This is a genomic window from Kitasatospora sp. NPDC058063, from assembly GCF_042885395.1.
In the GTDB taxonomy this organism is placed as follows: Bacteria; Actinomycetota; Actinomycetes; order Streptomycetales; family Streptomycetaceae; genus Kitasatospora; species Kitasatospora lactacystinica.
Map to the genome: position 1 here is coordinate 280,505 of NZ_JBHVSD010000009.1, position 25,939 is coordinate 306,443.

Sequence of the window (25,939 nt, forward strand, 5' to 3'; positions counted from 1 at the left end):
GCATCAACTCTCTTGATCCACTTGATCGTTGACACGACAGGAGTTTCCGGATGGCTGGTTCCCCCACCCTTCGCAGAGCTGCCCCGGCCGCCGCCGCGGCGGCCGTCGCGGCGGCCGTCGCCCTGCTGCTCGGCCCGGTACCCACGGCCGCGGCGGCCGACCCGGGCGCCCCGGTGCCGACCCCGTACCTGCTGCCGCTGCCCGCGAACGCCGCCCCGCTCAGCTCGGTGTACGGCCTGAACAACGCGGGCGACATCCTCGGCGAGACCTACCTGAACATCCCCAACCGGTTCGCCCCGCGCGCGCTCCGCTGGAACGCCCACCGGTCCGGCGTCACCACCCTGGAACCGCTGCCCGGCGAGGTCGCCACCCGCCCGGGTTCCCTGAACGCGTCGGGCGTCGCGGTCGGGGTCTCCTTCGCCGGCCTGACCGAGGACCACCCGGTCCGCTGGGCGGCGGACGGCGCCCCGACCGCGCTGGAGCTGCCGGCCGGGGTCCGCGGCGGCAGCGCGTCCGGGATCAACAACGCCGGTGTGGTGATCGGCGGCTCGTACGACTCCGGCTACCGGCCCAAGCCCTTGAAGTGGCAGGCCGACGGCACCCGGGTCGACCTGCCGCTGCTGCCCGGCGACGACACCGGCTCGGTCTCGTTCATCAACGACGCGGGCTTCGTCATCGGCTGGTCCTCGGGGTCGGTCGGCGGCGAGTCCCGGACCCGGACGGTGATCTGGAGCCCGGCGGGTGACGTGACGGCGCTTCCGCTCCCCCCTGGGATCGACGCGGCCGGGGTCGTCCGGATCACCAACGACGGCGTGATCCTCGGCCAAGGGCGGCGCGCGGGGGGCACCGGGTTCGACCGGGTGGTGGCCTGGGACGCGAACGGCACCGCCCGGGACGTCGCCCACGGCCGGCTGAGCTCCGTCAACACCGCGAACACCGTCGTCGGAACGACGTTCGGTGCCGACCGCTCCGAGCATGCCGCGCGCTGGACCCTGGACGGCACGCTGACGCTGCTCGACGTCCCGGCGGGCCGGCAGGCCTGGGCGAGCACGATCAACGCCGCGGGCACGACCGTCGGTTTCGCGGAGGGTCCGACCCCGTACCGCCGCACGCCGGTGCTGTGGCGGCCCGACGGCACGGCCGTGCCGCTCCCGCCGTCCTCGCTCAGCCCCTACGCCCGGGCCCTCCTCGTCAACGAATCCGGGGTGATCGCCGGGGATGCCACCTGGTACGACGCGCCGAACGCGCAGGACCTCCCGCGCGCGATGATCTGGAAGCCCTGATGGCCGCGACCCGCCTCCACCTCGACCCCCACCTCGACAGGACGGACGCGACGGACGGTACGGACGGGACGGGAGACCGCCGGACGACCGACTCGCGCCCCTCGCGCCCCGCGGCCCTCGTCGCCGCAGCGGCCCTCGTCGCCACCGCCGCGTCCGCCGCCCTGCTGCTCGGCCCGGTGCCCACGGCCACGGCGGCCACGGCGGCCGCTCCGGCCGCACCGGCCGCACCGCTGCCGGCCCCGCGGTTCCTTCCCGAGCCGCCGGGCACCGCCTACAGCCTGGCGCGGGGCCTGAGCCGCGACGGCGCCGTCGTCGGCGAGTACTACGCGGACGTCTCCGGCCAGCTCACCCCGCGCGCCGTCCGCTGGCATCCCGACCATCTCGGCTACACCGTCCTGGCGCCGCTGACCGGCGACCTGTCCAGCCGCCCGGTGGGGCTCAACGGCACGGGCACCGTGGTCGGGTCCTCCTACCGGACGATGTCCGACAACCACCCGGTCCGCTGGGCCCCGGACGGGACCGCCACGGCGCTGGCGCTGCCGGCCGGTGTCCGCGGCGGCGGCGCGGCCGCGGTCAACGACGCCGGCGTGGTGGCCGGCGGCTCGTACGACGACACGTACCGGTCCAAGCCCCTGAAGTGGCAGGCCGACGGCACCAGGGTGGATCTGCCGCTGCTGCCCGGCGACACCGCGGGCTCGACCGCCGCCGTCACCAACGCGGGCGTCGTCGCCGGCACCTCCGAGCGGAGCCTCGGCGACGGCCGCTCCCGGGAGACTCCGGTGCTCTGGAGCCCGGCGGGCGCCGTGTCCGCGCTCCCGCTGCCGCCGGGCCTCGACGGGGCCCGGGTGGACGGGATGACCGACGACGGCGTGGTGCTCGGTCACGGGCGGCGCACCGGAGACACGGAGTTCGACCGGGTGCTGGTGTGGACGCCCGGCGGCGCCGTCCGCGACGCCGGTTACGGTCGGACGAGGGCCGTCAACAGCGCGGGCACCGTGGTCGGGGCGACGTTCGACGCCCACCGCTCCACCTTCGCCGCCCGCTGGAACCCGGACGGTACGCAGACCCTGCTCGGCGGCCCGGCGGGCCGGCAGAGCGAGGCGATGGCGGTCAACGGCGCGGGAACCGCCGTCGGCGAGGCGCAGGGCCCGGACTGGAACCGCACCACGGCCCTGCTGTGGAGGCCCGACGGGACGGCCGTGCCGCTCCCGCCGTCCCCGCTCAGCCCGTACGCCCAGGCGCTGTTCGTCAACGACGCCGGGGTGGTCGCCGGGAACGCCGTCGCGCTCGACGCGGCCGGCGACCCGGTCGCGGCCCATGTGATCGTCTGGACGTCCTGACGGTCCGACGGCGGACGGCCGTCCGGTCCTCGGACCGGACGGCCGTCCTCAACCGCGCCCGGGTGCCGGCGGGCCGCCGCCCTCGACGGCCGGCCCGAGGGCGTCGCGCAGCATGGTGCGGGACGTGATGCCCAGCTTCTCGTAGATCTGGTACAGGTGCGCGCCGACGGTGCGGTGCGAGATGAACAGCCGGTCGGCGATCTGCTTGTTGGTGAGTCCGGAGGCGGCGAGGCGGGCGATCTTGAGCTTCTGGGCGCTCAGGCCGTGGGTGTTCGAGGCGTCGGGTCCCGGTCTGCTGCGGCCCGTCGCCCGCAGCTCGTTCCTCGCCCGCTCGGCCCACGGCCGGGCGCCCAGCTCCTCGAACGCGGCCAGTGCGGCGCCGAGTTGGGCCCGGGCCTCGGCCGTGGCCCGGGTTCGGCGGAGCCGTTCGCCGTGGGCGAGCCGGACCCTCGCGTGGTCGAAGCGCCACCGGTCGCCGTCGGGGGTGTCCAGCGCGCGGGCGAAGCGGCGCAGGGCCTCCTGGTCGTCGTCGGTGCACAGGGCGGCCGAGGCCTCCAGGAGCATGGCGTGCCGGGAGGACACGGCGCCGAGCCCGGCCTCGCGCATGGCCCGGACGTGCGCGGCGGCCTCGGCCCGGTGGTCGCTGCGGACGCCGGCTTCGACGAGGTGCGCGGCCACCCAGAGCGCGTGGGGGACGTGGGAGGCCAGGGTGCCGGCGGGGCTGACGGCGTCGGCGTGCCGGTAGGCGAGCGCGAAGTCCCCGCGGCCCAGGGCCGCCACGGCCGCGGCGTGGTGGGCGTAGTGCGCTGCGCAGGGGGCGCCGTGGCGCGCGGCCCAGTCGATGACGTGGCGGGCCGTCGCGAGGCTCTCGTCCGTGTGGCCGCGGGCGCCGAGGACGATGGACCTGATGTACAGGAAGTACCAGGCGAAGGCGCGGTACCCGTGCTCCTCGCAGGCGCGCAGCCCCTCGGCGGCGAGGTCGAGCGCCTCGTCCCACCGCCCGGTGAGGTAGTCCTCCAGGCACAGGTGGATGAGCGCGGAGAGGTACCGTCGGGCCGGTCCGCCCTCGCGCCCGGCCCGCACCACCTGCCAGGCGGTGTCGCGGACCTCGCCGAGGCGGTCGAGGTAGAGGGCGCCGGTGCCGACCCTGGTGATCAGTACCGGGTCGGCCTCCTCGCCCAACGCGCCCATGAGGGCGTCGAGTTGTCCGTGGGCGGCCGCGCCGGTGCGCGCGGGGTCGGCGAAGGTGCGGCCCAGGACGGTCAGGATGGCGGGCGGCTCGGGGGTGAGGCGTTCCACGGCCCGGTCGTAGGAGTGCCACAGTTCGGGCCGGGCGCCGAAGAAGCAGATCACGGCGAGGACGTGCAGCGCGTCGACGAGCGCCTTGTCGTCGGCCCGGTACCCGTGGGCACCGGCCGCGGACTCGATGGCCGTGGTCAGCAGCCGGTGGGCGGTGCCCACGTCGCCGCCCGCGGCGGCCGCGTCGGCGTCCCCGCCCGAAACGCCCCCGCCCGGCGCGTCCCCAGGGAAGACGCCCCCGCCCGGCGCGTCCCCGGGGAAGACGCCCCCGCCGGGCGCGTCCCCACGGAACACGTCCCCGCCCGGCGCGTCCCCGTTGAGCACGAGCAGGGCCGAGGCCGTGGCCGAGTGCAGCGAGTCCTCCCCTTCCGGGGCGGCCTGCCGCGCGTCGTCGAGGAGCTTGCGGGCGCTGGACAGCGCCCCGGTGGACTCGGCCCCCAGGTAGGCGGCCTCGGCGAGCCGGCGGCGGCGGTTCGGCCCCTCCGGGGAGAGGGAGGCGGACCGGATCAGGGTCCGCATGGCCCCCGAGGCGTCGCCGCGCCGCAGGGTGAGGCCGGCGGCGTGCTCCAGCAGTGCGGCGACCTCCTCGTCGGGTTCGAGGGTGGCCTCGCCGAGGTGCCAGGCGCCGCGTTCGGGCCGGTCGGCCAGGGCCTCGGCCAGGGCCGCGTGCGCGGCGCGCCGTTCGCCGCTCAGGGCGTGGTGCACCACGGCGGACCGGATGAGCGGGTGACGGAACCTCAGCCGCCGTCGGCCTTCCTCGATGTGCACCAGCCGTTCGCGCTCGACCGGGGCGAGGTCGTCCAGGCCGTACGAGCCGGTGGCGCGGCGGGCGGCCGCCTGCAGCACGCCCAGGTCGCCGGTGCCTTCCAGGGCCGCGAGCAGCAGCAGGTGCCGGGAGGCGGCGGGCAGCCGGGCGATCCGCGCTCCGAACAGCGTCTCCAGCCGGCTGCTGAGGGGTGGCACGGCCGGGGATCCGGCGGCGGCCGGCTGCACGGCCGCGGGCAGTTCGAGCAGTGCCAGGGGGTTGCCGCCCGCCTCGGCCAGCAGCCGTCGGCGCACGCCGCGCGCGAGTCCGGGGTACCGGTCGGCGAGCAGCCTGGCCGCGGACTCGTCGTCGAGGGGCGGGAGTTCGTACGCGGGGAAGGCGCTGCTCTCCCTTGGGCCCAGTTCGCCGGAGCGCGCCGCCGCCACGAAGCCGACGCCGAGGCCGGTCACCCGCCGGGCGACGAAGCCGAGCACGGTGGTGCTGGCCGGGTCGACCCAGTGCAGGTCGTCGACGACGAGCAGCAGCGGCTGCCCGCCGGCGATGGTCTGGAGCAGCCGCAGGACGGCGTTGCAGACGACGAGTTGCTCCGGCGGCGGCCCGCTGTCGAAGCCGAGCGCCACGCGCAGGGCGTCGCGCAGCGCGGCGTCGAGCTGGTCCAGGGCGCCCAGGTGCGGGAAGAGGATCTGGTTGAGGCCGGAGTAGCCGCAGTCGGCCTCGAACTCCACTCCCGAGGCTCTGAGCACCCGGGCGCCGTCCGCGAGGGCGGACGCGGCGACGGCGTCCAGGACGGCGCTCTTGCCGACGCCGGCCTGGCCGGCCAGCAGCAGCGCCCCGCCGTCGGCCCCGATGCCCAGCCGCTCCCGGACCAGCCGCAGGTCGTCGTCCCGGCCGACCAGCAGGCCTGCGGCGCCGGGTGCGCCGGGCCCGTTCCCGCCCACCACGACCGTTCCCCTCCCCATGATTCGGCCCACGGTCACGCGCGCGCCGAAGTCCGGTCCGCAGCGCGGAAATGCCCACGGTGCGGCCGTGATCGCCCCCCGACCGTATCCATTATGACGGAAAAAGAATGGTCAAGTTCCGGACTTGACGGTCCATTTCCAGCTGCCTGCCGCACTTCTCGTCCGCCGCCACGACACACGGCCCGACCTGCGCCGATGTGATCGGCCGCGCGGTTCTCGCAGCCGAATGACCAATGCGCCCACTTGCCGCGGTGAATCACGGTTGGGCCCGCGGTTCCGTTCGATGCGTCGCGCCCCTGCTGAAATGCGCCATTCGACGGCCGGGCGTGAGCAATGTCACCGGGCCCGAATGCGGGATACGGGCACTCCCCGATCGGTCCGGACGACGGCTCCGCGACCTGCGCGGCCCGGTGAGCCCGGCGGCCGGTCGACCCACGGACCGACCGGCCTTCCGCCGTCGGCGGGCCGGTGCCTGCTCCGCCCGAACGACCTCGCAGGACGATCACCCGATCGGCCATTTCCGCAGGTCGCAGCGGCGCGCCTGACGAACCGTTAGGTCTGTTCGGATTGCGGCGCCGATTGCGGGGGCCGGCGGGGCATGGCTGTCTGGTTCTGGCAGGGCCGACCGGCGCTGCCACCTGTTACCCCGTACTCCCTGGAGGAGACCATCATGCGTGCCCTCAAGCGTGTCCTGGCCGTCAGCGCCCTCACCGTCCCGCTCGTGATCGGCGCCGCCGGCCTGGCCTCGGCCCACGGCAGCATCGACGCGAACTACGGCAAGGGCTTCTTCACCGCCAACGAGCACGGCGCCGGCCTCGCGGCCGTCGAATCCCACGTCGGCCCCGACGGCGTCGAGCACGCCGACTTCTGGATCTGGGCCGACGACAACGGCGTCACCGGCTCGTTCACCGGCTCCGGCGCCACCAGCCACGAAGGCTGACGAAACCCTGCACCACTGGACGTACGGGGCGACCCCGGGACAGGGCCGCCGCTGATCCGGATCCTGGAATGACGAAACGGCCGGTCGACCGCGAGGTCGACCGGCCGTTCCCATGGGCCCACCCGGAGAGCGCCTGCTCCGCCCGGACGATCCCTCAATACGATCACCCGATCGGCCATTTCCGCAGGTCGGCGCGGCGAGCCTGACACATCGTCAGGCCTGTTCGGATGGCGGCGCCGATTGCGGGGGCCGACGGCACATGGCTGTCTGGTTGCGGCAGGGCCGACCGGCACTGCCACCTGTTGTCCCGCACTTCATGGAGGAAACCATCATGCGTGGTCTCAAGCGTGTCCTGGCCGTCAGTGCCCTCACCGTCCCGCTCGTGATCGGCACCGCCGGCCTGGCATCGGCCCAGGAGGGCCTGGACGCGAGCTGGGGCAGCGGCCAGTTCATCGTCAACCAGAACGGCGCCGGGGTCGCGGCCGCCGAGTCCTCGGTCAGCCCCGAGGGCGTCTCGCACGCCGACTTCTGGATCTGGTCCGACGACACCGGTGTCTCCGGCGCGTTCACCGGCTCCGGCGCCACCTGGCAGGAGGGCTGACGAACCCCGCCCCACCGGGGGTGCGGGCTCCAGGCCGGGCCCGATCCGGTCCCTGGAACGACGAAACGGCCGGTCGACCGCGAGGTCGACCGGCCGTTCGGCTGCCCTCCCCCGGCCGGGCCGCCGCGGCCCGGTTCCGTCAGGGCGACACTGCCTGTGGGCTAAGGATGTTGAGGGATCGAAGGAGAACCGGGGCACCGGTGCCGATCCTGGTCCGAGACCACCGCGGCCGTCGCGGTCGCCGCGGTCGCCGCCGAGGCGAATGCCGTGGCGTTCGCCTCAAGATGGCCGACCTGCGTGGTGCCGGTCAGGACGACCGCGCGCCGGAAGGCCGCCGCGTGGAAGGCGAAGGGGTTGCCGGTGCCGGCGAGCGCACCGGACGCCATCGGCCGGTTGAGCAGGGGCAGGTGCGAACGCCCGGCCTCGCCGTACGCGGCGGCGAAGCCGGCGTTGGCGGGGTTCGCCGGGAACTGGACGGTGTCGAAGAGGTCGACGGCGAGCGCCGCCCGCAGGGCCTCCTCGGAGGAGACGCTGACTCCGACCGCTCCCACCTCCCCGGAGGCCCGCAGGCCCTCGAACCAGGCGAGGAGGCGCTCGTCCCGCAGGTCCTCGACCGCGCACTTGTGGAGTTGCAGGAGGTCGACGCGCCCCAGCAGCCGGCGGGACCGTTCGAAGCTCGTCTCCAGGGCTCCGGGCGAGTGGTCCGGACGGGCACCCTCCGGGGCCGGCCAGGTCTCGCCGCACTTGGTGGCGATCACCAGGTCGTCGCGTCGGCCGGCGGGCAGGTCCGCGAGGTACTCGCCGAGCACCGCCTCGCTCCGGCCGTACGCGGCGGCCGTGTCGAAGAAGCGGATGCCCAGTTCGATCGCCCGGTCCAGCAGGGCCCGGGCCTGTTCGGGGAGGCACACCGCGGAGTCCGGGGCGGGCCACGGCCGGCCGATGCCGATCAGGCCGAGCCCGAGTTCGACCCCTCGGATCCGGTCGCCCATCGCCCTGTCCATCACTTGCCCCGCGGGTGGTAGGCGAGCTGGCGCTCGACGGCGGCCGTGGCGAAGTCGCCGAGGCCGTTCACGACGTCGCCGGCTTCGAGCCGGATCCCGCGGGCGAGTCCCGCCCCCTTGAGCACGGCACCACGGCGGTCGGGGTCGGGCCCGGTGAAGTCGTCGCCCCCTGCCAGCCGGACGCTCTGGGCCGAGATGGCGCCGATGATCTGGGCGCCGTTGCCGATGGTGCTGGAGCCGACGATCTCGGCGCCGTTGAGCAGCCGCGCGCGGTCGCCGATCGACAGGACCGATCCGGGCTGGTTGGCCTTGACCTGGACGCCGCCCGGCCCGAACGAGCACCCGTCGCCGACGACGACCCTTCCGCCGTCGGCGGCGGCGATCGGCGTGGACGGGTGGAAGGTGTTGCCACTGCCGATGGAGCACGTCCCGCCGTCGCACTGGACCACCACGCCGGGGAAGAAGGTGTTGCCCTCTCCGATCACGGCTTCGGTGGCGATCAGCGTCGAGAACGGGTCGAGGACGGTGTTCGTCCCGGCGAGGACGGCCGTCTCGGCGAGCGTCCGGAACCCCTTCGCTCGACGTTGTGCGTCCATCATTTCGATGATCCTGTCGTGCACTTCCGGTCAGCTCCCCTCACCACAGGTGGCCCCTCACCAACCCGTGAGGGGCCACCTACTTCTCCGGACGACAAAACGGCCGGTCGATCCGAAGATCAACCGGCCGTTCGCTGTGCGCGAGGGGGGAGTTGAACCCCCACGCCCTTTCGGGCACTGGAACCTGAATCCAGCGCGTCTGCCTATTCCGCCACCCGCGCATCTGGGTGATGAGGAAAACTATAGACCATCTGGTGGGGTGCCTCCGACCACCCCGGGGCGAACGGGCGGGAGCCGCCCCGCACGCGGGGAGGGCGCGGGGCGGCGGCCGGGGCGGGCTACGGCGTCGGGACCCGGAGGTGGCGGGCGAGGTAGCCGGTCCAGGTGTGCTGGAAGCTCTCCGCGAGCTGCGACTCGGGGGCGAACAGGTCGAAGGCGTGGTACGCGCCGGGGTACAGGTGGAGTTCGACCGGGACGCCGTGGGCGCGCAGGCGCATGGCGTAGTCGAGGTCCTCGTCGCGGAAGCAGTCCAGTTCGCCGACCGCGATGAAGGTGGGCGGCAGCCCGGCGAGGTCCTCCGCGCGGGCGGGGGCGGCGTACGGGCTGACGTCGTCGGTGCCGGCGCGGTCGCCGAGGACCGCCTGCCAGGCGAGGCGGTTGGTGGCGCGGTCCCAGATGCCGATGTCGGTGATCTCGCGGCTGGACGCGGTCCGGTCGCGGTCGTCGAGCATGGGGTACATCAGCGCCTGGAACAGCGGCGCCGGGCCGCCGCGGTCGCGGACCAGCAGGGCGGTGGCCGCCGCGACCCCTCCGCCGCCGCTCTGGCCGGCGATGCCGATCCGGGTGCCGTCCAGGCCGAGGGCAGGCGCCTCGCGGACGAGCCACCGGTGGGCGGCGTGGCCGTCCTCGGCGGCGCCGGGGGCGGGGGTCTCGGGGGCGAGCCGGTAGTCGACGGCGGCAACGGCGCAGCCGAGCCGCGCGGCCAGTTGCTTGAGCCAGGGGTCGTCCTGGGCGGCGAAGCCGAGCACCTGTCCGCCGCCGTGGAACCAGAGCAGCACCGGCAGCGGCCCGGTCGCGGCGGTGGGCCGCAGCAGGCGGACCGGCACGTCCGGTCCGCCGTCCGCCCGGCTCGCGAGGTGTTCCTCCACGGTGACCGTCGGCTCGTCGGGTGCGGCGGCGGCGACGGCCGCGGCGAAGGAGCGGAGGGTCTCGCGGGTCGCGGCGATGTCGGTGAGGTCGAAGGCGCCGTGGGGGGTCATCGGGACGCCGTCGAGGGCCCGGCGCAGTTCCGGGTCCATCAGCAGGCGGGGGGCGGGCCCGGTGGTGTCCGTTGCCATGGCCGCTCAGCCCCGGAACTCGTCGATGACGACCACACCGGTTGGCCCGTACGTCTCCAGGGACTCCAGCACCGAGCCCGCCTCGTGGAGGCCGACGGTGCGGGTGACGATCCTGCCGGGGTTGAGGCGGCCGGTCTCGATCATGTTGAGCATCGTGCCGAACCGCTGCCCCTGCATGCCGAAGGCGCCGAGGATCTCCAGTTCCTTGACCATCATGACGTCGATCGGCAGCGGGACGTCGCCGCGCTCGGCGCCGGTGGTGTGCCCGAGCTGGAGGTGGCGGCCGCGGGTGCGCAGGGACAGGACGGAGTTCCGGCAGGCCTCGGCGATCCCGACGGCGTCGACGGAGACGTGGGCGCCGCCCCGGGTGAGGGTCTTGACGGCCTCGGTCGGCTCGTCCACGGCCGCGTTGACGGTGTGGACGGCGCCGAGGGCGCGCGCGGCTTCCAGCTTCTCGTCGGAGATGTCGATCGCGATGACGTTGGCGCCGGTGGCCGCGGCGATCTCTACCGTGGACAGCCCCATGCCGCCGCCGGCCCCGTACACCGCGACCCATTCGCCGCCGCGCACCCGGGCCTGGTCGACGACGCCGTGGAAGGCGGTCATGTAGCGGCAGGCGAGGGCGGCGACATCGACGAAGCCGACGGTGTCGGGGACCCGGACCAGGTTGACGTCGGCGAAGCGGACCATGACGTACTCGGCGAAGGCGCCCCAGTAGGACACCCCGGGCACGAGGGAGTCCACGTGCTCGCACACGTGCTGGTTGCCGCTGCGGCACATCTCGCAGGAGCCCTCGCCGGGGTTCATCGGGAAGATGACGCGGTCGCCGTCCCGCCAGTCGCGGACGTCCCGGCCGACCTCCACGACGGTGCCGGCGAACTCGTGGCCGAGCACGAACGGGGGCTGGACCTGCGGCCCGCCGGTCCAGAAGTCCCCGGCCCACAGGGCCCAGTCGGTGCGGCAGATGCCGTTGGCGCCGACGCGCACGATCGCGCCGTCCGGCGGGCAGACGGGGTCGGGCACCTCGCGGACGACGAGGGGCTTGTGGAGTTCTTCGATGACTGCGGCGCGCATGGACGCGACCTCCTCGGTAAATGTCCACCGGTTGAAGCGGTGGACTTGGAAGCTATGCGGAGGCGAGGAGTCGTGTCAACCGCATAGAGTGGTGGACATGAGCGATGGGGACGGCCGACGAGAAGGGCGCCAGCGCGCCAGGACCGACTTCCGGTTCGACGACGCACGACTGTGCTTCGCCTTCGCCGGCACACTGGCCGACCGCGGCAAGGACGTGCAGGTGGAACGGCTCGCCGGGCCGGAGGACCTGAGCCGGTGGGGCGTGGAGAGCGGCTGCACGACGGTGGCGCCGAGCTGCAGCGGGGCCGAGCTGGAGGGTGCGCGGCGGCTGCGCGAGGCGATCCAGCGGATCGGCGTCGCACTGGCGGAGGGGGCGCCGGCTGAGCACGAGGACGTCGCCGTGGTCAACGGGGCAGCGGCAGAACCGACTTCGGTGCCCGCGCTCTCGGCGGATGCGGAGTCCGTGCGGTGGGACGGGGACGGCGTGGCGGCGGTGCTGTCGATGGTCGCGCGGGACCTGATCGAACTCTGCGGGTCGGAGCAGCGGACGCGCGTCCGCATCTGCGGGAACCCGGACTGCGGAACGCCGTTCGTGGACACGTCCCGGGCGGGCGCGAGGCGCTGGTGCTCGATGAGGACCTGCGGCGCGCTGGTGAAGAAGCGCGCCTACCGGGCGAAGGCGAAGTAGCCGGGGTAGGAGACGCAGCGGGGCGGGGCACCGGTCGGCGCCCCGCCCCGAGGGGTGTGGAGGAGTGGATCAGCCCTCGATCGGCAACTCACCGGCCCGGACGGCATTGATGAAGGAGCCCCACGAGGAGTCGGGGAAGACGAGGGCCGGGCCCTGCGGGTCCTTGGAGTCACGCACCGGGACGGCGCCGGACAGGAATCCGAGGGCTACCTCGATGCACTCGCCCGCGTCGTTGCCACTGTGGCTGCTCTTCCGCCAAGCGGCCTTCCTGAGATCGGTGTTCTGCAAAACGGTACTCCTCCATCGCATCGGCGATCAGGGCACGGGATTCCCCTGGCGAGAGTACACCGGCACGCACCAGGTCAAATTCTTTCCTGGCTCCTTCGACAACTGACGGTGCGTCGCTGAAGTGCCCGCGATACAGACTCTCCGAGTACACCCACTCCCTCCCGTCCGGCATCAACAGCAGCACCATGGAGGAGGATGGTGCGGCCAGAAGCGGGCAACCGAACGGCAAGACCTCTACGACGACGTTCGACCGCTCGGTCACTGCAAGCAAGTGCTCCATCTGTTGCCTCATGACGCCCGGTCCACCGAAGACCGTACGGATGGCCCCCTCGTCCAGCACCACCATGAGCGTCGGTCCATCGGCAACCAGAAACCGGTGCTGCCGACTCAGTCGGGTCTCAATTCGCTCAGCTAGCAACTTCGGGTTGTTGCGCGCGTTTCCAGTCGCGAACATCGCACGAACGTACTCCTCGCACTGCAACAACCCATTGATCCGCGTGTACTGAAGCACCCGAATCGCCAGCGCCTCGTCCTCCAGTTCCATGAACTTCTCGAACCAGTCCGCGCTTTCGATGTCCGCCTGCCAGTCCACCCGCTCCCACAACCGGATCAGCAAGCCCCCCATGGCCAGGATTTCGTCAGCCTTCTCGACGCCCTCCCGGTCCATCGACCTCCTCCCGCTCTCGAACCGGGTAATCACCGTGCGAGAGAAGTTCAGGAGCTCCCCCAGCTGCTCCTGGGTGTAGCCGGCCCGCTCACGCGCGAAGCGGAGCGCCTCGCCGAACATCTCCGCCGGGCTCGACGTCGGCCCAGCCCCAAGGCGCCGATGTGCCATGCGTTTCCCCCTCAGGTGCCACGGATCTCCACACTCTGTTTTGGTCGCAACCGTAACTCGGGCACCCTCATCATTGATGCCGGAACGCAATCTTTTGCGTGCATAGGGTTACGTTGCGCTCCCCTTCTCACTCCCCCCTCCGCCCCCTCCGAGGTACCCCCATGCCCACGTCCCGTCCTCCCCGCATGTTTGTCGCGCGCCTCGACTCGCGGGCCGAATTCACGCCCCTGGCCCGGTACTTGCTCCGGGCCTACCTCTCCGGACTGCCCTCCGGGGACCGCTACCGCGACACCGCCGAGCTGCTCCTCGGCGAGTTGTTCGCCAACGCCGTCCAGCACTCCGACGCCCCCGACGACTGCCACATCGAGGTCCGCTTCACCGTCACCGGCTCCCGCCTGCGCCTGGAAGTCCACGACGCCGGCACCGACCACCCCACCCTCCACACCCCGACCCCCGACGACGAACACGGCCGAGGCCTGCTCCTCGTCGACCGGCTCGCCGAACGCTGGGGCAGCGCCAACCGCCCCGGCGGCATCGGCAAGTACGTCTGGGCCCTCATCGCCCCCGCCCCCGGCCCCGCCCTCGCCACCACCTGAAAGCCCAGAACCCCCATGCACCTCACCACCCTCGCCGGCCACGCCCTCTCCCGCGGCCGCACCCCCGCCGACACCTACGCCCTCCTCGCCCGCCGCACCCACAAACCCCTCCCCTCCGCCCGCGCGGTCTGCCTCGCCCTGACCATCCCCCTCGCCGAGACCCTCCGCCGCCTCCACGAGTGCCACGACGCCCTCCTCGCCAACCCCCGCACGGGCTCCGAGACCGACACCGGCGAACTCCTCGAAGCCCTTGGCGTCTTCGACGTCCCCGCCTCCCTCACCGACACCGAACTCAAGGTCGTCGACCACTTCCTCGTCGCCATCGACGCCATGGGCGGCATCCGACCCGGCCACCACCACGGCCTGCACCGCTGGTTCACCACCGGCAACCTCACCGCCGCCTACCTCTCCCTCGCCGCCGCCCGACCCCTCCCCCGCACCGGCAACCCCACCACCTACTGGACCACCCTCGTCACCGCAGGCGAACTCCTCACCACCGCTCCCAACCCCGACACCCGCCTCAAGTACGCCCTCACCCACTGCCGCACCCAGGCCGCGAAGGGGATTTCCGGGTAGTGCGATGATCATTCGCTGAGTACTGTGTGCCGTCGAACAGTTGGGCAGCTGTTCGACGGCTGCCCCCGTGCGACGCGCAGACCGCCGGCGCACGGAGGTCAGAAAGTGAGCAGACAGATGCAACCGACGTTCGTCCTGGTCCACGGAGCCTTCGCGAACTCCTTCTCCTTCGCGCCGCTCCAAGCCGAACTCGGCCTCCTCGGGCACCGGTCCGTCGCCGTCGACCTCCCGGGGCACGGATTCGCCGCGACGTACCCGGCCGCCTACCAGGCGCCGCAGGACCTCGAAGGGCTCGCCACCGCGCCCGGCGCCATCAAGGGCGTCACCCTCGCCGACAACGTCGCGCACCTCGTCGGGATCCTGGAGCGGGCCAAGCGCAACGGGCCCGTCGTCCTCGTCTCCCACAGCCGCGGCGGTCTGACGGCCACCGTCGCGGCCAACCAGCGGCCCGACCTGATCGACCGCCTCGTCTACGTCTCCGCCTGGGCCCCCGTCGACCTCCCCGTCGGCGCCTACTACGCCGAGCCCGAGATGGCCACGGTCGACGCCGCGGGGCTGGCGGCGGCGCTCATCGGCAACCCCGCCGAACTCGGGCTGCTGCGCGTCAACTTCCGCACCGCCGACCCCGGCATCCTCGCGGGCTTCAAGGCGGCCTTCCTCGCCGACGGCACGGACGACCAGTTCATGGTCTTCCTCAACACCTTCCAGCCCGACGAGAACCTCGACACCGGCACCCCGGACGACCGGGCCCAGGCCGACACCTGGGGCCGCATCCCGAAGACGTACGTGCGGCTGGCCGACGACACCAGCATCCCGCTCGCCATGCAGGATCGGATGATCCACGAGGGCGACGCCCTCAACCCGGAGAACCCCTACGACGTCCGCACGCTCCCCGGCAGCCACCTGAAGTGGCTGGTCGACCCGGCGCCGGCCGCCCAGGCCCTGGCCGAACTCGCCGCGCTCCTGCCCACCGAAGCCTGACCGCCACCGCACTCAGCACGTGGCCCGCGCAGGAAGTCGGCCCCGCCGACTTCCTGCGCGCCGGACGCCCCGGCTCAGGCCTTCGTCCTGACCGGCCTCGCGGCTCACCTCGCCCGCGCCCGGTGGGCGCCGCCTCGCAGCCACCCGGTCCAATCCCTGGTGAAGACTGCCTCCATGCGAGTGAAGTGCACCCAAATCATCGATCCGCAGAGCGACGAGACGATCGCGGCTCACCCCGCGATACACGTGGGCGGTGTCTACCCGGTCCTGGAGATGATGACCGGACCCGACTACTGGATGATCCGCGTCCTGGACGACAGCGGGAACGACCCCGGCTCGTTCTGGGATCCGGCGATGTTCGAGACCGTCGACGCCCACCTGCCCTCCAGCTGGACCCTCGTCCTGGAGAACGGCCGCATGCGGCTGGCCCACGCCCTCTGGCAGCGCCCGAACTTCTGGAACGACTACTTCGACAACGACCCCCGGGCCCTGGCGGACTTCCGAGCGGCCAAGCACGAGCTGCTCGACGGCACCGATCGATGACCGCGAACGGTCTGTGCGCTCCCGGGCACACGGCGGTGCGCTGACGACCAACTCCGGTGGCACGAAGGCTCCTAGGCTCACGCCGCGACAGGACTTACGCCCCCCTTCATCCGGAGAGACCGAGAAGACCGTGCTGAAGAAACTCTGCTCCGCCCTGCTGACCCTGGCCATCTCGATGGGCCTGGTGACGACGCTCAGCGGCACCGCGTCCGCGACCAACTACCAGGTCATCGACTGGCACATCTCGAACATCACCGCGGGCGGAAACACCAACCACCAGAACTACTGGAACCTGATCGACGCCATCCACCGGTACACCTACGGCGATTCGACCGGCCTCAACGGCGTCACCGAGACCACCACCGAGCACGGCCGCCTGATCCAGGTGCGCGTCCTCGACACCAACAACGTCCACCTCGTCTCCGTCTACCTCTGGGCGAACGACCTCTACGTCGCGGGCTTCTACGCCCCGCAGACCAACTCCCACTGGGCGTTCCAGGACCGGCTCGGCGAGTTCCAGAACGCGCTGGGCGTGACGGTGCCCGCGAACCGCCGCATCGCCAGCGGCAACTACAGCAACATCCCGGGCGGCAACGAGCGGGGAAGCCTCGTCCTCAGCCCCGAGCACATCTACAACGCCATGCGCACCCTCGGCCGCGCGACCGCGTACAACGACGCCACGGGCCGGGCGCTGCTGACAGCGATCCAGATCTTCTCGGAGGCGGCACGCTTCGGCGTGGTCTTCGACGTCGTCCGGGGCAACATCCAGGACCCCGGACGGAACCGGCCGCTGAACTACTTCGATCCGCAGCGCGGCAACATCCTGGCCGCCAACGTGGAGAACCAGTGGGGGCAGATCAGCGAGTTCATCCGCAACGCCCGCAACGACCCGTCCACGGCGACCATCTCCATCATGGGCCACACCGTCGCCACCATCGCGGCCGTGCTCTACTACATCGGCTTCATCGAGGCCAACGGCGCCATCATGCACAAGCCCAGGTAGGACGAAGCCCCGGGGCGGCCCACCGGCACCGACCGGCGGGCCGCCCCCGCCGCCTCGCGTCCCTAGCCCCACCAACTGACCAGCCGGGCGAGCAGGACCGTCACGGTGGCACCGCCCGCCGCCGCGGCCATGCCCCGCACGAAGTGCAGGCCGACCGTACGACGAACGACCCGCCACCGCCGGCGGCGGCCCGCCCCATCGATCCGACCGCGACTGCTGAACCAGGCGACCATCGCGCCTCTCCTCTCCAGGGGACGACCGCCCCTCGCGGCCTGGTCCAACCCTCGCCGCACCCGACAGCGGCGCCACGCCCGACCGATGAGACCCGACGAAGCCTGAAGTCGGCTGCCGGGAAACGGCGTTCGCCTGACAGCGGCATGCCTTCGATCCATGATGAACTGACAGCAACGGACGAAATCTGACAGTTCATCGAGGGCAGCCTGTGGCGGGAATCGTCGTTCCGACCGATGAAAAGCTTCCACCCGGACCACGGAGGGAACTGGTCGGGGCCCTGCACGGGCTGTACCGGGGCGCGGGCAAGCCCAGCCTCCGCGAGATCTCCGACGGCATCAGGCGGCGCGACGACCTGCCGACGACGGTGAGCCACGACACCGCGAGCCAGCTGCTGCACGGCATGACCGTCCCCTCCTGGGCACGGGTGGAGTCCATCGTGCGCTTCCTGGTCGACGCCGCCGTCGGGCGGCAGAAGCCGGATCCGGAGGCCGAGGTCGAGCGGTTCCACCGGCTCTGGCTGGCCGCCGAGGACGCGGACCCCGCCGCGCCGACCCAGCCGTCCTCGGCGGACGCGGAGCTGTGGGCGGACCTCCGGTCCACCGACCCGGAGCGCCGCATCACCGCCCTCTACCGCCTGGAGCGCCTCGCCTGGCGCCCCGCGACGCCGGGCCGGGAGGCCCTCGCTCCGTCGTGGCCGTCCGCGCTGGCCGACTTCCTCCGGGCGGCCCGCCCACGCGGGGCGCCCGGCGATCCGGAGCCAGCCCGGCTTGAAGACCTCCAGGTGGCAGTGCTGGTCCTGGGCCGTCTACCCGATCGGTGTTACACCGACAGATTCGACCTTTCAGGCCTCGATCTCCGGAACCTGGTCTGGGACGGAGCACGGCTCTGGTTCGTCGACCTGAGTCGAAGCCTGCTGTCGCGCAGCAGCCTGCACGGCGTGCAGCTCGGAGGGGCCCAACTCATGGAGGCGACACTCGCCGGTGTCGACCTGGACACCGCCGATCTCACCGAGGCCAATCTCACCGGGTGCTTCCTATCCGGCGCGAGCATGGACGATACCCGGTTGCCGAACGCCGTCCTGGACAACGCCGTCCTCTCGGAAGCCCGCCTGACATGGGCCTCGGCCCGCGAGTCCTCTCTGGTGGAGTGCACGGCAGAGAACACGAACTTCCGGTACGCCGACCTGCGCGACGCCAGCTTCGAACGGGCCCTTCTGATGAACTGCCACTTCGACGATGCCATCCTCGCCGGCGCATCCTTCGCCGACGCCGATCTGAGCGGCAGCTCCTTCACCGACGCCGACCTCTCCGGGGCGTTCTTCACCAGGAGCAGCCTGGCCACGGCGCGACTGGCGCCCGAGCAGCTGGCGTCCGTCGAGGTCGTACGCGATTCCGACGGGTCGAACGTCCCCGCCTGATCCCCCGCCGCGCAGGAAGTCGGTCCCGCCGACTTCCCGTGCGGCAGCGCCGTCCCTCCGGCGGCTACAGCGCGGCCCGGTAGGCCTCCAGCCGCTCCGCCAGCTCCTGCGGGTGGCCGAGCATGGGGAGGTGGTCGCCCGGCATCTCGTCCGGGCGGAAGCCGAGCCGCTCCTCGACGTGCCGCCGCAGGAACGCGGGCGGGAAGAACCGGTCGCCGGTGGCCAGCAGGTACCTGGTCGGCACCTGCGGCCAGGCCTCCAGCGGCCACGGCGCGCCGAACGGGGTCGCGGACTGCCGCCGCTCGTGCTTCGCGAGGAGTTCCTCGGCCAGCGCGGCGGGGGTGTCGTGCAGGAACAGGGCGCGTTCGTCCTCCTCCGCGCCCTCTGCCACGCCCCTGCTGCGGTCGGATTCGCGGCGGGCCGCCCAGTAGCCGGTGTTCTCCCACCATGCGCCCGGTGTCTCCCCGGGCGCCGGCACCTGGGCGTGCAGCATGACCAGCAGGTCCACCGGCATCCGCGCGCAGACCAGCGGGCCGGTGAAGCCGCCGAACGAGTGCGCGACGACCACGCGCTCGCCCGGCCGGTCCCCGACGGCCGCCACCGCCGCCACCGCCGCGTCCGCGTACTCGGCGAGCCCGGCCGCGTCGTCGTCGCACGGCAGGTCCGGCGCGACCACCTCGTGACCCCGCCCGCGCAACTCGGCTGCCAGCGGCCCCCAGTACCAGGCATCGGCCGCCGCGCCATGGATCAGAACGTACGTCGCCACGGATCACTCCCCGTCCGGAACGGATCACTTCTGGGCCGCGCCCCGAGCCTACCGACCGGTCCGCCCCCGAACCGCCTCGCGACACCCGCATACTCGTCCCAACGACTATTCGCAGGCCACTCGTTGGGGGAAGCCCTTGTTCCGCGACACCCGCCCGCGCAGCATCCGCATACCGACCCACCGCGAGACCGCCGAGGAGTGGGGCGAGCAGATCGCCGCACTCCGCGCCGCTCCGCCCGGGTGGTCCTTCCTGCTGGGGCGGCTCTCCTCCGACGGCTACCTCTGCCACCTCGACCTCAACTACCACCTGGACGGCGAACTCGTCGCCGTCGTCCAGACCTCGCGCCCCGTTCCGGCCGGCCACCGGGTGGGCTCCCTCACCACCCCGCAGTCCCAACTCTCCACCTTCCTGGCGAATTCGGACCGCCTCGACCCGCGCACCCACCTCGCCCCGCTCGACGGCCCGCCCACCCCGGGCGAGGTCCTGCTCCACGGCGTCCGCGTCCCGGTGGAGGTCCACCACAGCCACGGCTGCCGCAGCGCCCTCGTCCCCCGGCTCCCCTCCCAGCAGGGCTGCGTGATCGTCACCGCCGCCACCGAGCACTGGGCCGCCGCCACCGACCTCGCCCTGCGGCCCCCGGCGGCGTTCTGAGCGGGGCGGCGCGCCGGACCCCCGCGCGATTCACCCGGACGGGGCGGCGCGGGCGGCGCGCGCGACGCGGGCGGAGCCATCGACATGACGTGTCGTCATGAATGCGCCGTTGCCGATGTGTTCAGGCCAATTACCGGCAGAACATCCCGGGTACGACGGTGCGGGTGGGGTTAGCCTGTGGCCATGGTTGCAAACTGCAAGGAAGAAGTAGCCATGGGCGACGCGGAGTTCGTCAGCGGCCCCGCCCTGATCCTCCGGTCCCTCGCCTCCGACCCCGACCGGCGGGCCGTCGTCACCGCCGACGGCGCCGGGATCACCGCCGGCGACCTCGCCGCCGCCGCCTACCGCCTCTCCCACGAGCTGATCGCCCGGGGCGCCGCCCTCGGCACCACCGTGACCCTGCTGACCGGCAACACCCCCGAGGCCCTCGTCGCCCGGTACGCGGCCGGCCTCGCGGGCGCCCGGGTGGTGAACCTGTACGACGGCATGAGCGAGCCGGTCCTGGCCGAGATCACGGCGAGCGTCGACACGACGCTCCTGCTCGTGGACGCCGAACGGTACGCCTCGGCCGCCCGCTTGCTCCCGCTGCTCGACGGGCCCACCGTCCTCACCCTGGGCCCGGGGCCGGCCGACCGCGCCCCCGGCGCCCTCGGCGAGGACGTCATCGCCGCCTCCGCCCACCGCCCCGCCGAACCGCCGGACGTCCGGATCGGCCCGGAGGACGACCTCGGCATCCGCCACACCGGCGGCACCACCGGCATCCCGAAGGGCATCCTCAGCCTGCACGGGCCCTACCGCCACGTCTTCGACGCCCCGGTCGGCAGCGACCCGGTCGACGGCGCGCCCCGCCTCCTCGCCGCCACCCCGCTCGCCCACCTCGCCGGGATCATGTCCGACCTGACCCTCCAGCGCGGCGGCACGGTGGTCCTCCAGCGCTCCTTCGACCCCGGCGCGGTCCTGGCCGCCGTCGAACGCGAACGCATCACCGACCTCTGGGTGCTGCCGGCGCTGCTCCACCAACTGCTCGACCACCCGGCGGTCGGCCGCACCGACCTGTCCAGCCTGCGGCAGATCATCTACGGCGGCAGCGCCGCCTCGCCGACCCGGATCCGCGAGGCGCTCAAGGTGTTCGGGCCCGTCCTGGTCGGCGTCTACGGGATGTCGGAGGCGCAGCTGATCTCCTGCCTCACCCCGCAGGAGCACGCCCGGATCGGCCCCGACAGCGTCCAGGTCCCGGTCGGCCGGCCCGTCCCTGGCGTCGAGGTGGCGATCCGCTCCCTCGACGGCACCGACCTGCCGACCGGCGAACAGGGCGAGGTCCACCTGCGCTCCGACGGCATCATGGCCGGGTACTGGAAGCGGCCCGACCTCACCGCCGCCGTGCTGCGGGACGGCTGGCTGAACACCGGCGATGTCGGCTACTTCGACGAGGACGGCTATCTCTACCTCTCCGACCGGGTCAAGGACCTGATCATCGTGGTCGGCGGGCACGTCTACCCGTCGGAGGTGGAGGACCTCCTCCTCACCCACCCGACCGTCGCCCGCTGCGCGGTCTTCGGCGTCCGCGACGACCAGGAGACGGAGCACGTCCACGTCGCCGTCGTCCCCGCCCCGGGGCAGCGGCCGCGGCTCGACGAGCTCCGCGCCTTCGTCACCGAGCGCAAGGGCCGGATCTTCGCCCCCGAGGCGCTCCACCTCGTCGACGAGATCCCGCTGACGCCCGTCGGCAAGCCGGACAAGAAGCGCCTGCGCGAAGCCGCCACGGCCTGAGGGCGGTCGGGGGGTGGCGGCGCCGATGGCCGCCACCCCGCCGGCCCGCGCCCGGCCCTCCCTGCCTCCACGCCCTCCGCGCTACCCCTCCTCGCTACCCCTCCTCGCGGCCGCGGAAGGCCCGGCGGTACTCCCTCGGGGCGACGCCCACCCGGTCCGTGAAGACCGGCCGCAGCGAGACCGCCGAGGCGAAGCCGCAGCGGGTGGCGACGGTGTCGACGGGCAGGTCGGTCTCCTCCAGGAGCCGCTGGGCGGTGAGGACGCGCTGGTCGAGGAGCCAGCGCATCGGAGTGGTCCCGGTGGTGGCGGTGAAGCGGCGGGCGAAGGTGCGGTCGGACATCAGGGCGGCGGCGGCCATCCGGCGCACCGTCCAGGGAGCGTCGAGGGAGGCCGCGACCTCGGCCCGCAGCCGGGCCAGCGGATCGTCACCGGCGGCGGCCGGGACCGGGGAGGGGATGAACTGGGCCTGGCCGCCCGCCCGGAAGGGCGCGGTGACCATGGCGCGGGCGATGGCAGCGGCGGCCTGCTGGCCGTGGGCGGTGCGGACGAGGTGGAGGCAGAGGTCGATGCCCGCCGCGACGCCCGCCGAGGTCCACAGGCCGTCGCCGCCGGTGAAGAGCACCTCGGGCCGGACCGTCACCGCCGGGAAGCGGCGGGCGAGTTCGGGGGCGAGCGCCCAGTGGGTGGTGGCCTCCCGGCCGTCCAGCAGGCCGGCCTCGGCGAGGACGAAGGCGCCCGCGCAGAGCGAGGCGACCGGGACGCCGGCGGCGGCCGCGGCCCGCAGGGCGTCCAGGATCTCGGGGCCGCGCCGGGCGGCCGGGTCCTCGACGCCCGGCACCACCACCAGGTCGCAGGCGGCCAGCGCCGCCGGCCCGTGGTCGGGGACCCGCTCCAGCCCGCCGCCCAGCCGCACCCGGGCGCCCTCCGGCCCGCAGACCCGCAGGTCGAAGGCGGGCAGGCCGGGCCGGGAGGTCCGGTTCGCCCACACCTCGCCGATCACCGCGTAGTCGAAGGCCCGGACACCGTCGAAGATCAGACAACCCACCGTTCGCATGGCAGGAACCTATCGATGGGTGGCCCCGCTGCCCATCACGCCCGCCCGGCGACCCCGACCACCATGGACGGCATGACGAACACCGACGCCTTCGACGCCCCCCTCACCCTCGACCAGGACGCCGTCCTGCTGCTCATCGACGTCCAGAAGGGCTTCGAGGACACCGCCTTCTGGGGCCCCCGCGACAACCCGCGGGCCGAGCAGCGGATGGCCGAGCTGATCGCCGCCTGGCAGGCCACCGGCCGCCCGATCGTCACCGTGCAGCACACCTCCCCGGCCGGCCCGCTCGCCGAGGGCACCCCCGGGCACGGGCTGAAGGACTTCGTCGCCGACGTCACCCCCGCCCTGCACATCACCAAGACCGTCAACAGCGCCTTCTACGGCACCCCCGACCTGCACGCCTGGCTCCAGGAGCGCGGCGCCCGGCAGGTGGTGGTCACCGGGATCATCACCAACGTGTGCAACGAGACCACCGCCCGGATGGCCGGCAACCTCGGCTACGACGCGGTCTTCCCCGTCGACGCCATGCACTCCTTCGACATGACCGGCCCCGACGGCACCACCGTCCCCGCCGCCGACCTCGCCCGCGCCACGACCACCACCCTGCACGCGATGCGCTTCGCCAAGGTCGTGACGACGGAGCAGGTGCTCCGGGCGGCTAAGGCCTGAACAGCGGCTCGTACGCGGTGCCCTCCTCCGCGTTGAGCAGCACGTACGAGGCCCCGGGGCCCAGCGCGAGCTCCCGCAGCCGCGCCAGGGCCTCGGCCGGGGAGGGGACGTCGAGCCCGAGCGCGGCGGCCGCCGCGTCCCGGTCGGCGAGCAGGTCGGGCTCGTCCTCCAGGTACTCCTCCGCCGCCCTCGTGCTCTCCTCGACCGTCAACCGCGGGCAGTCCCGCCACCACGGCACCGCCAGCAGCAGCCGGACCAGCTCCGGCACCCCGACGGCCAGCAGGGCCGCGCCGCCCTCGGAATCGGCGTACAGCACAGGCCGCTCCTCGCCGCCCTCCCCGCAGAGGAAGAAGGTGCCGCCCGCACCGTCCTTGGCCACCGGCTCCAGGGCCGCGCCCGAGGCGAGCACGACCGCCTCGCCGTGCTCGTAGACGTCGAGGGAGAAGTCGCCCGGCCAGGCCAGGAAGTCGGCGGCGGCGGAGTCGGCGGCGGCGTCGGCGCGGATCGCATCGAGGAGGGACATGGCGGCCACCCTACGGACCGCTACGGACACTCCTCGGCCCGCCAGCCGCTCCGCCAGGTACTCCTCCCAGGTCCGCCGCCCGTGCTCGGCCCCCGCCGGGGCCAGGTTCTCCCCCGCCCGGTACGCCCGCCCGCCCCTGCCCGGCACCCGCAGCGGCAGGTGCCGGCGGCCCGGCCGCGCGCAGCAGCGGGACCACCTGCCGGCCGAGGGTTCCGGTCCCGCCGGTGACCAGCACGCTGTGCTTCGTCATGATCGTCTCCGTTTCGTCCCGGGCCGGGAGTTGATCTCCCCGCCGCGGCCGTTGTTGGGTGGCTCCTGCTGCCCTGACCCCCGGCGACGAAGGAATGTGACACGTGGACGAGAAGGTGGACGAGAGCTCTGCCCGGGCCGCGCTCTTCGAGGAGCAGCGCCCGCGCCTGCGCGCCGTCGCGTACCGGATGCTCGGCTCGATCAGCGAGGCCGAGGACGCCCTCCAGGAGGCCTGGCTCCGCTACGACCGCACCGACACCGCCGACGTGGCCAACCTCGGCGGCTGGCTCACCACGGTGGTCTCGCGGGTCTGCCTGAACCTGCTGCGCACCCGCGCCCAGCGCCGCGAGGAGCCGCTGGAACCCGCCGGGCCGGGCGGCGAGCCGGGCCCGCCGCGCATCCCGGACCCGCTGCTGCGGCGTGAGGGCGTCGTGGACCCTGAGCAGGAGGTGATGCTCGCGGACTCGGTCGGGCTCGCGCTGATGGTGGTGATGGAGTCGCTGTCACCGGCCGAGCGGGTCGCCTTCGTGCTGCACGACCTCTTCGCGGTGCCGTTCGAGGAGATCGCCCCGCTGATCGAGAGGACCGCCGCCGCCACCCGCCAGCTGGCCAGCCGGGCCCGCCGCAAGGTGCAGGGGCAGGCGCCCGCGCCCGACCCGGACCTCGGCCGGCAGCGGCGGGCCGTGGACGCCTTCTTCGCCGCCGCCCGCAACGGCGACCTGGACGCGCTCGTCGCCGTGCTCGACCCGGACGTGGTGCTGCGCTCGGACGGCGGCACGGCGATGGCCCGGCACACGGTGGTGCTCTCGGGCGCCGGCACGGTGGCCGGCCAGGCCGTCCTGTGGGGCACGCTGTCGCCGTTCGCCCGCCCGGCGCTGGTCAACGGCACCGCCGGCGCGGTGGTCGTCGGCGACAACGGCCGGGCGCTGTCGGTCATGGCCTTCACCGTGGTGGACGGCGCGATCGTCGCGATCGACGTGCTCACCGACCCGGAGCGGCTCGCGGCCCTGGACCTCACGGACTTCCGGGAGCAGTGACGCGCGGGCGCACGGAACGGGGTGGGAGGGCCGTCGCCCTCCCACCCCGTTCCACACCCCTGCGCCCCCTGAACAGACGCCCCCTCGAACAGGTGCCCCCTTGAGCAGGCGCACCCTTGAGCAGGCGCACCCCCCTTGAGCAGGCGTCACCAGCCCTGGGCGACCACCCAGTCGGCCAGCTTCCGGGCGCAGTCGTCCACCGCCTCCTTCCAGCTGTGCTCCGCACCGTCCCCGGCCTCGTCGCTGACGTGCTTGACCAGCCGCACCGGCAGCCCGGCCCGGTGCGCGACGGTGGCGACGGCGTAGCCCTCCATGTCCACCAGGTCGGCGTGCTCGGCGAGCCGGTCGCGGGCGGCCGCGTCGGAGACGAAGAGGTCCCCGGTGGCCAGCACCGGGCCGTCCCCCTTGCCGATCACCAGCGGGGCGCCGTACTCACGCCCGGTGAGCGCGTGCAGGGCGGCGGTGTCGAGGTCGTGCTGGATCACCTGGACCACGTGGTGGGTGCCCTCCCAGCCGGGGCGCAGCGCACCGGCCGTGCCGAGGTTGATCACCTCGGACGGCTTCTCGCCCTGCGCGAGGACGGTGGCCAGCGCGACGGCGGCGTTGACCTTCCCGATCCCGGTGAGCAGCACGGGCAGGCGGTCGTCCAGGTGGGCGGCCTCCTCGCGCACGGCGACGACGAGCAGCGGGCGGTCGGGCGAGATCGTTCCAAGCAGGCGCATACCTCCATCGTACGGAGCGAGGGGTCGCCGCACCCGGGAATGCGCGCCCTCAACCGGACCCCCGCGCTCCGCCCGACCGGGGGAACCACGTAGGGTGCGGCCCGCGTCGGACGGTTCGCCACCTCTCGGGACGACCGGTG

27 protein-coding genes and 1 tRNA gene are annotated in these 25,939 nt (G+C 73.4%); 15 read left to right on the top strand and 13 right to left on the bottom strand.

Features of this window, described 5'->3' with window-relative positions; translation table 11 throughout:
• Positions 1 to 50 precede the first annotated feature (50 nt).
• Together ACFVUY_RS18395 and ACFVUY_RS18400 are read left to right on the top strand one after the other, a co-directional pair.
• On the top strand, positions 51 to 1,283 hold the full coding sequence (locus tag ACFVUY_RS18395) for a hypothetical protein (RefSeq protein WP_387731001.1): 1,233 nt from the start codon (positions 51 to 53) through the stop codon (positions 1,281 to 1,283).
• The gene (locus tag ACFVUY_RS18400; protein ID WP_387731004.1) at positions 1,283 to 2,623 is read left to right on the top strand and encodes a hypothetical protein; all 1,341 of its coding nucleotides are present in this window, start codon (positions 1,283 to 1,285) and stop codon (positions 2,621 to 2,623) included. Before ACFVUY_RS18395 ends, ACFVUY_RS18400 begins: the two co-directional genes overlap by 1 nt.
• Before the next feature lie 48 nt (positions 2,624 to 2,671).
• Here the strand turns inward: ACFVUY_RS18400 and ACFVUY_RS18405 are convergent, their stop codons facing one another.
• The gene (locus ACFVUY_RS18405; protein WP_387731007.1) at positions 2,672 to 5,647 is read right to left on the bottom strand and encodes an AAA family ATPase; all 2,976 of its coding nucleotides are present in this window, start codon (positions 5,645 to 5,647) and stop codon (positions 2,672 to 2,674) included.
• Positions 5,648 to 6,317: 670 nt separating this feature from the next.
• Between ACFVUY_RS18405 and ACFVUY_RS18410 the strand changes: the two genes are divergently transcribed.
• Positions 6,318 to 6,587 carry a hypothetical protein gene (locus ACFVUY_RS18410; protein ID WP_387685481.1) on the top strand — a complete coding sequence of 90 codons (270 nt, stop codon included), beginning with the start codon at positions 6,318 to 6,320 and terminating at the stop codon, positions 6,585 to 6,587.
• A gap of 331 nt (positions 6,588 to 6,918) precedes the next feature.
• Entirely contained in the window at positions 6,919 to 7,188 is a 270-nt protein-coding gene (locus tag ACFVUY_RS18415; RefSeq protein WP_387731010.1) for a hypothetical protein, read from the top strand.
• A gap of 161 nt (positions 7,189 to 7,349) precedes the next feature.
• Here the strand turns inward: ACFVUY_RS18415 and ACFVUY_RS18420 are convergent, their stop codons facing one another.
• From ACFVUY_RS18420 to ACFVUY_RS18440, 5 genes are all read right to left on the bottom strand, one after another.
• Positions 7,350 to 8,177: an aldo/keto reductase gene (locus tag ACFVUY_RS18420; protein ID WP_387731012.1), complete on the bottom strand. Its 828-nt coding sequence runs from the start codon at positions 8,175 to 8,177 to the stop codon at positions 7,350 to 7,352.
• Between the two features lie 11 nt (positions 8,178 to 8,188).
• A complete protein-coding gene (locus ACFVUY_RS18425; protein ID WP_387731015.1) occupies positions 8,189 to 8,788 on the bottom strand; it encodes a hypothetical protein in 600 nt (199 codons plus the stop codon).
• Positions 8,789 to 8,922: 134 nt separating this feature from the next.
• Positions 8,923 to 9,006, bottom strand: a tRNA-Leu gene (locus ACFVUY_RS18430).
• Between the two features lie 117 nt (positions 9,007 to 9,123).
• Positions 9,124 to 10,122 (bottom strand): alpha/beta hydrolase, encoded by a 999-nt coding sequence (locus tag ACFVUY_RS18435; RefSeq protein ID WP_387731018.1) that lies wholly within the window; start codon positions 10,120 to 10,122, stop codon positions 9,124 to 9,126.
• Positions 10,123 to 10,128: 6 nt separating this feature from the next.
• Positions 10,129 to 11,196: an alcohol dehydrogenase catalytic domain-containing protein gene (locus tag ACFVUY_RS18440; RefSeq protein WP_387685471.1), complete on the bottom strand. Its 1,068-nt coding sequence runs from the start codon at positions 11,194 to 11,196 to the stop codon at positions 10,129 to 10,131.
• A 97-nt stretch (positions 11,197 to 11,293) separates the two neighbouring features.
• Here ACFVUY_RS18440 and ACFVUY_RS18445 point away from each other — a divergent pair, with 97 nt between their 5' ends.
• Positions 11,294 to 11,884, top strand: coding sequence for a CGNR zinc finger domain-containing protein (locus ACFVUY_RS18445; protein WP_387731020.1), 591 nt, complete (start codon positions 11,294 to 11,296; stop codon positions 11,882 to 11,884).
• 69 nt (positions 11,885 to 11,953) lie between these two features.
• Here the strand turns inward: ACFVUY_RS18445 and ACFVUY_RS18450 are convergent, their stop codons facing one another.
• A complete protein-coding gene (locus tag ACFVUY_RS18450) occupies positions 11,954 to 12,100 on the bottom strand; it encodes a DUF397 domain-containing protein (protein WP_387731113.1) in 147 nt (48 codons plus the stop codon).
• Positions 12,054 to 13,007, bottom strand: coding sequence for a helix-turn-helix domain-containing protein (locus tag ACFVUY_RS18455; protein ID WP_387731023.1), 954 nt, complete (start codon positions 13,005 to 13,007; stop codon positions 12,054 to 12,056). The genes ACFVUY_RS18450 and ACFVUY_RS18455 overlap by 47 nt, the downstream gene beginning before the upstream one ends.
• Positions 13,008 to 13,192: 185 nt before the next feature.
• On the opposite strand from ACFVUY_RS18455, the gene ACFVUY_RS18460 reads away from it, so the two are divergent.
• From ACFVUY_RS18460 to ACFVUY_RS18480, 5 genes are all read left to right on the top strand, one after another.
• Positions 13,193 to 13,603 carry an ATP-binding protein gene (locus tag ACFVUY_RS18460; RefSeq protein WP_387731026.1) on the top strand — a complete coding sequence of 137 codons (411 nt, stop codon included), beginning with the start codon at positions 13,193 to 13,195 and terminating at the stop codon, positions 13,601 to 13,603.
• Positions 13,604 to 13,618: 15 nt separating this feature from the next.
• Complete coding sequence (locus tag ACFVUY_RS18465; RefSeq protein ID WP_387731028.1) at positions 13,619 to 14,179, top strand: hypothetical protein; 561 nt, start codon at positions 13,619 to 13,621, stop codon at positions 14,177 to 14,179.
• Between the two features lie 105 nt (positions 14,180 to 14,284).
• Positions 14,285 to 15,160, top strand: coding sequence for an alpha/beta hydrolase (locus tag ACFVUY_RS18470; RefSeq protein WP_387731031.1), 876 nt, complete (start codon positions 14,285 to 14,287; stop codon positions 15,158 to 15,160).
• A gap of 174 nt (positions 15,161 to 15,334) precedes the next feature.
• Positions 15,335 to 15,703 (top strand): hypothetical protein, encoded by a 369-nt coding sequence (locus ACFVUY_RS18475; RefSeq protein WP_380545676.1) that lies wholly within the window; start codon positions 15,335 to 15,337, stop codon positions 15,701 to 15,703.
• Between the two features lie 130 nt (positions 15,704 to 15,833).
• The gene (locus ACFVUY_RS18480) at positions 15,834 to 16,706 is read left to right on the top strand and encodes a ribosome-inactivating family protein (RefSeq protein ID WP_380545677.1); all 873 of its coding nucleotides are present in this window, start codon (positions 15,834 to 15,836) and stop codon (positions 16,704 to 16,706) included.
• Positions 16,707 to 16,768: 62 nt separating this feature from the next.
• Here ACFVUY_RS18480 and ACFVUY_RS18485 read toward each other — a convergent pair whose 3' ends face one another.
• The gene (locus ACFVUY_RS18485; RefSeq protein ID WP_387731034.1) at positions 16,769 to 16,939 is read right to left on the bottom strand and encodes a hypothetical protein; all 171 of its coding nucleotides are present in this window, start codon (positions 16,937 to 16,939) and stop codon (positions 16,769 to 16,771) included.
• A gap of 209 nt (positions 16,940 to 17,148) precedes the next feature.
• On the opposite strand from ACFVUY_RS18485, the gene ACFVUY_RS18490 reads away from it, so the two are divergent.
• On the top strand, positions 17,149 to 18,357 hold the full coding sequence (locus ACFVUY_RS18490) for a pentapeptide repeat-containing protein (protein WP_387731036.1): 1,209 nt from the start codon (positions 17,149 to 17,151) through the stop codon (positions 18,355 to 18,357).
• A 64-nt stretch (positions 18,358 to 18,421) separates the two neighbouring features.
• Here ACFVUY_RS18490 and ACFVUY_RS18495 read toward each other — a convergent pair whose 3' ends face one another.
• The gene (locus ACFVUY_RS18495; RefSeq protein ID WP_387731039.1) at positions 18,422 to 19,123 is read right to left on the bottom strand and encodes an alpha/beta fold hydrolase; all 702 of its coding nucleotides are present in this window, start codon (positions 19,121 to 19,123) and stop codon (positions 18,422 to 18,424) included.
• A gap of 136 nt (positions 19,124 to 19,259) precedes the next feature.
• Between ACFVUY_RS18495 and ACFVUY_RS18500 the strand changes: the two genes are divergently transcribed.
• Together ACFVUY_RS18500 and ACFVUY_RS18505 are read left to right on the top strand one after the other, a co-directional pair.
• Positions 19,260 to 19,775 (top strand): hypothetical protein, encoded by a 516-nt coding sequence (locus ACFVUY_RS18500; protein WP_387731041.1) that lies wholly within the window; start codon positions 19,260 to 19,262, stop codon positions 19,773 to 19,775.
• 183 nt (positions 19,776 to 19,958) lie between these two features.
• Complete coding sequence (locus ACFVUY_RS18505; RefSeq protein WP_387731043.1) at positions 19,959 to 21,545, top strand: AMP-binding protein; 1,587 nt, start codon at positions 19,959 to 19,961, stop codon at positions 21,543 to 21,545.
• Between the two features lie 94 nt (positions 21,546 to 21,639).
• Here ACFVUY_RS18505 and ACFVUY_RS18510 read toward each other — a convergent pair whose 3' ends face one another.
• Positions 21,640 to 22,599, bottom strand: a complete 960-nt coding sequence (locus tag ACFVUY_RS18510) for a GlxA family transcriptional regulator (protein WP_387731045.1) — start codon at positions 22,597 to 22,599, stop codon at positions 21,640 to 21,642.
• 72 nt (positions 22,600 to 22,671) lie between these two features.
• On the opposite strand from ACFVUY_RS18510, the gene ACFVUY_RS18515 reads away from it, so the two are divergent.
• Positions 22,672 to 23,268 carry an isochorismatase family protein gene (locus ACFVUY_RS18515; RefSeq protein WP_387731047.1) on the top strand — a complete coding sequence of 199 codons (597 nt, stop codon included), beginning with the start codon at positions 22,672 to 22,674 and terminating at the stop codon, positions 23,266 to 23,268.
• Here the strand turns inward: ACFVUY_RS18515 and ACFVUY_RS18520 are convergent.
• Positions 23,258 to 23,791: a hypothetical protein gene (locus ACFVUY_RS18520; RefSeq protein WP_387731049.1), complete on the bottom strand. Its 534-nt coding sequence runs from the start codon at positions 23,789 to 23,791 to the stop codon at positions 23,258 to 23,260. The two genes, ACFVUY_RS18515 and ACFVUY_RS18520, sit on opposite strands and share 11 nt — an antisense overlap.
• A gap of 365 nt (positions 23,792 to 24,156) precedes the next feature.
• Between ACFVUY_RS18520 and ACFVUY_RS18525 the strand changes: the two genes are divergently transcribed.
• Positions 24,157 to 25,077, top strand: a complete 921-nt coding sequence (locus ACFVUY_RS18525) for a sigma-70 family RNA polymerase sigma factor (protein ID WP_387731116.1) — start codon at positions 24,157 to 24,159, stop codon at positions 25,075 to 25,077.
• Between the two features lie 146 nt (positions 25,078 to 25,223).
• On the opposite strand, the gene ACFVUY_RS18530 is transcribed toward ACFVUY_RS18525, so the two are convergent.
• Positions 25,224 to 25,799: a nucleosidase gene (locus ACFVUY_RS18530; RefSeq protein WP_359906674.1), complete on the bottom strand. Its 576-nt coding sequence runs from the start codon at positions 25,797 to 25,799 to the stop codon at positions 25,224 to 25,226.
• Positions 25,800 to 25,939: the final 140 nt, after the last annotated feature.

Coding starts and splice junctions, on each gene's coding strand:
- ACFVUY_RS18395 (WP_387731001.1), top strand. CDS start 51: ATGGCTGGTTCCCCCACCCTTCGCAGAGCTGCCCCGGCCGCCGCCGCG.
- ACFVUY_RS18400 (WP_387731004.1), top strand. CDS start 1,283: ATGGCCGCGACCCGCCTCCACCTCGACCCCCACCTCGACAGGACGGAC.
- ACFVUY_RS18405 (WP_387731007.1), bottom strand. CDS start 5,647: ATGGGGAGGGGAACGGTCGTGGTGGGCGGGAACGGGCCCGGCGCACCC.
- ACFVUY_RS18410 (WP_387685481.1), top strand. CDS start 6,318: ATGCGTGCCCTCAAGCGTGTCCTGGCCGTCAGCGCCCTCACCGTCCCG.
- ACFVUY_RS18415 (WP_387731010.1), top strand. CDS start 6,919: ATGCGTGGTCTCAAGCGTGTCCTGGCCGTCAGTGCCCTCACCGTCCCG.
- ACFVUY_RS18420 (WP_387731012.1), bottom strand. CDS start 8,177: ATGGGCGACCGGATCCGAGGGGTCGAACTCGGGCTCGGCCTGATCGGC.
- ACFVUY_RS18425 (WP_387731015.1), bottom strand. CDS start 8,788: ATGATGGACGCACAACGTCGAGCGAAGGGGTTCCGGACGCTCGCCGAG.
- ACFVUY_RS18435 (WP_387731018.1), bottom strand. CDS start 10,122: ATGGCAACGGACACCACCGGGCCCGCCCCCCGCCTGCTGATGGACCCG.
- ACFVUY_RS18440 (WP_387685471.1), bottom strand. CDS start 11,196: ATGCGCGCCGCAGTCATCGAAGAACTCCACAAGCCCCTCGTCGTCCGC.
- ACFVUY_RS18445 (WP_387731020.1), top strand. CDS start 11,294: ATGAGCGATGGGGACGGCCGACGAGAAGGGCGCCAGCGCGCCAGGACC.
- ACFVUY_RS18455 (WP_387731023.1), bottom strand. CDS start 13,007: ATGGCACATCGGCGCCTTGGGGCTGGGCCGACGTCGAGCCCGGCGGAG.
- ACFVUY_RS18460 (WP_387731026.1), top strand. CDS start 13,193: ATGTTTGTCGCGCGCCTCGACTCGCGGGCCGAATTCACGCCCCTGGCC.
- ACFVUY_RS18465 (WP_387731028.1), top strand. CDS start 13,619: ATGCACCTCACCACCCTCGCCGGCCACGCCCTCTCCCGCGGCCGCACC.
- ACFVUY_RS18475 (WP_380545676.1), top strand. CDS start 15,335: ATGCGAGTGAAGTGCACCCAAATCATCGATCCGCAGAGCGACGAGACG.
- ACFVUY_RS18485 (WP_387731034.1), bottom strand. CDS start 16,939: ATGGTCGCCTGGTTCAGCAGTCGCGGTCGGATCGATGGGGCGGGCCGC.
- ACFVUY_RS18505 (WP_387731043.1), top strand. CDS start 19,959: ATGGTTGCAAACTGCAAGGAAGAAGTAGCCATGGGCGACGCGGAGTTC.
- ACFVUY_RS18510 (WP_387731045.1), bottom strand. CDS start 22,599: ATGCGAACGGTGGGTTGTCTGATCTTCGACGGTGTCCGGGCCTTCGAC.
- ACFVUY_RS18515 (WP_387731047.1), top strand. CDS start 22,672: ATGACGAACACCGACGCCTTCGACGCCCCCCTCACCCTCGACCAGGAC.
- ACFVUY_RS18520 (WP_387731049.1), bottom strand. CDS start 23,791: ATGTCCCTCCTCGATGCGATCCGCGCCGACGCCGCCGCCGACTCCGCC.
- ACFVUY_RS18530 (WP_359906674.1), bottom strand. CDS start 25,799: ATGCGCCTGCTTGGAACGATCTCGCCCGACCGCCCGCTGCTCGTCGTC.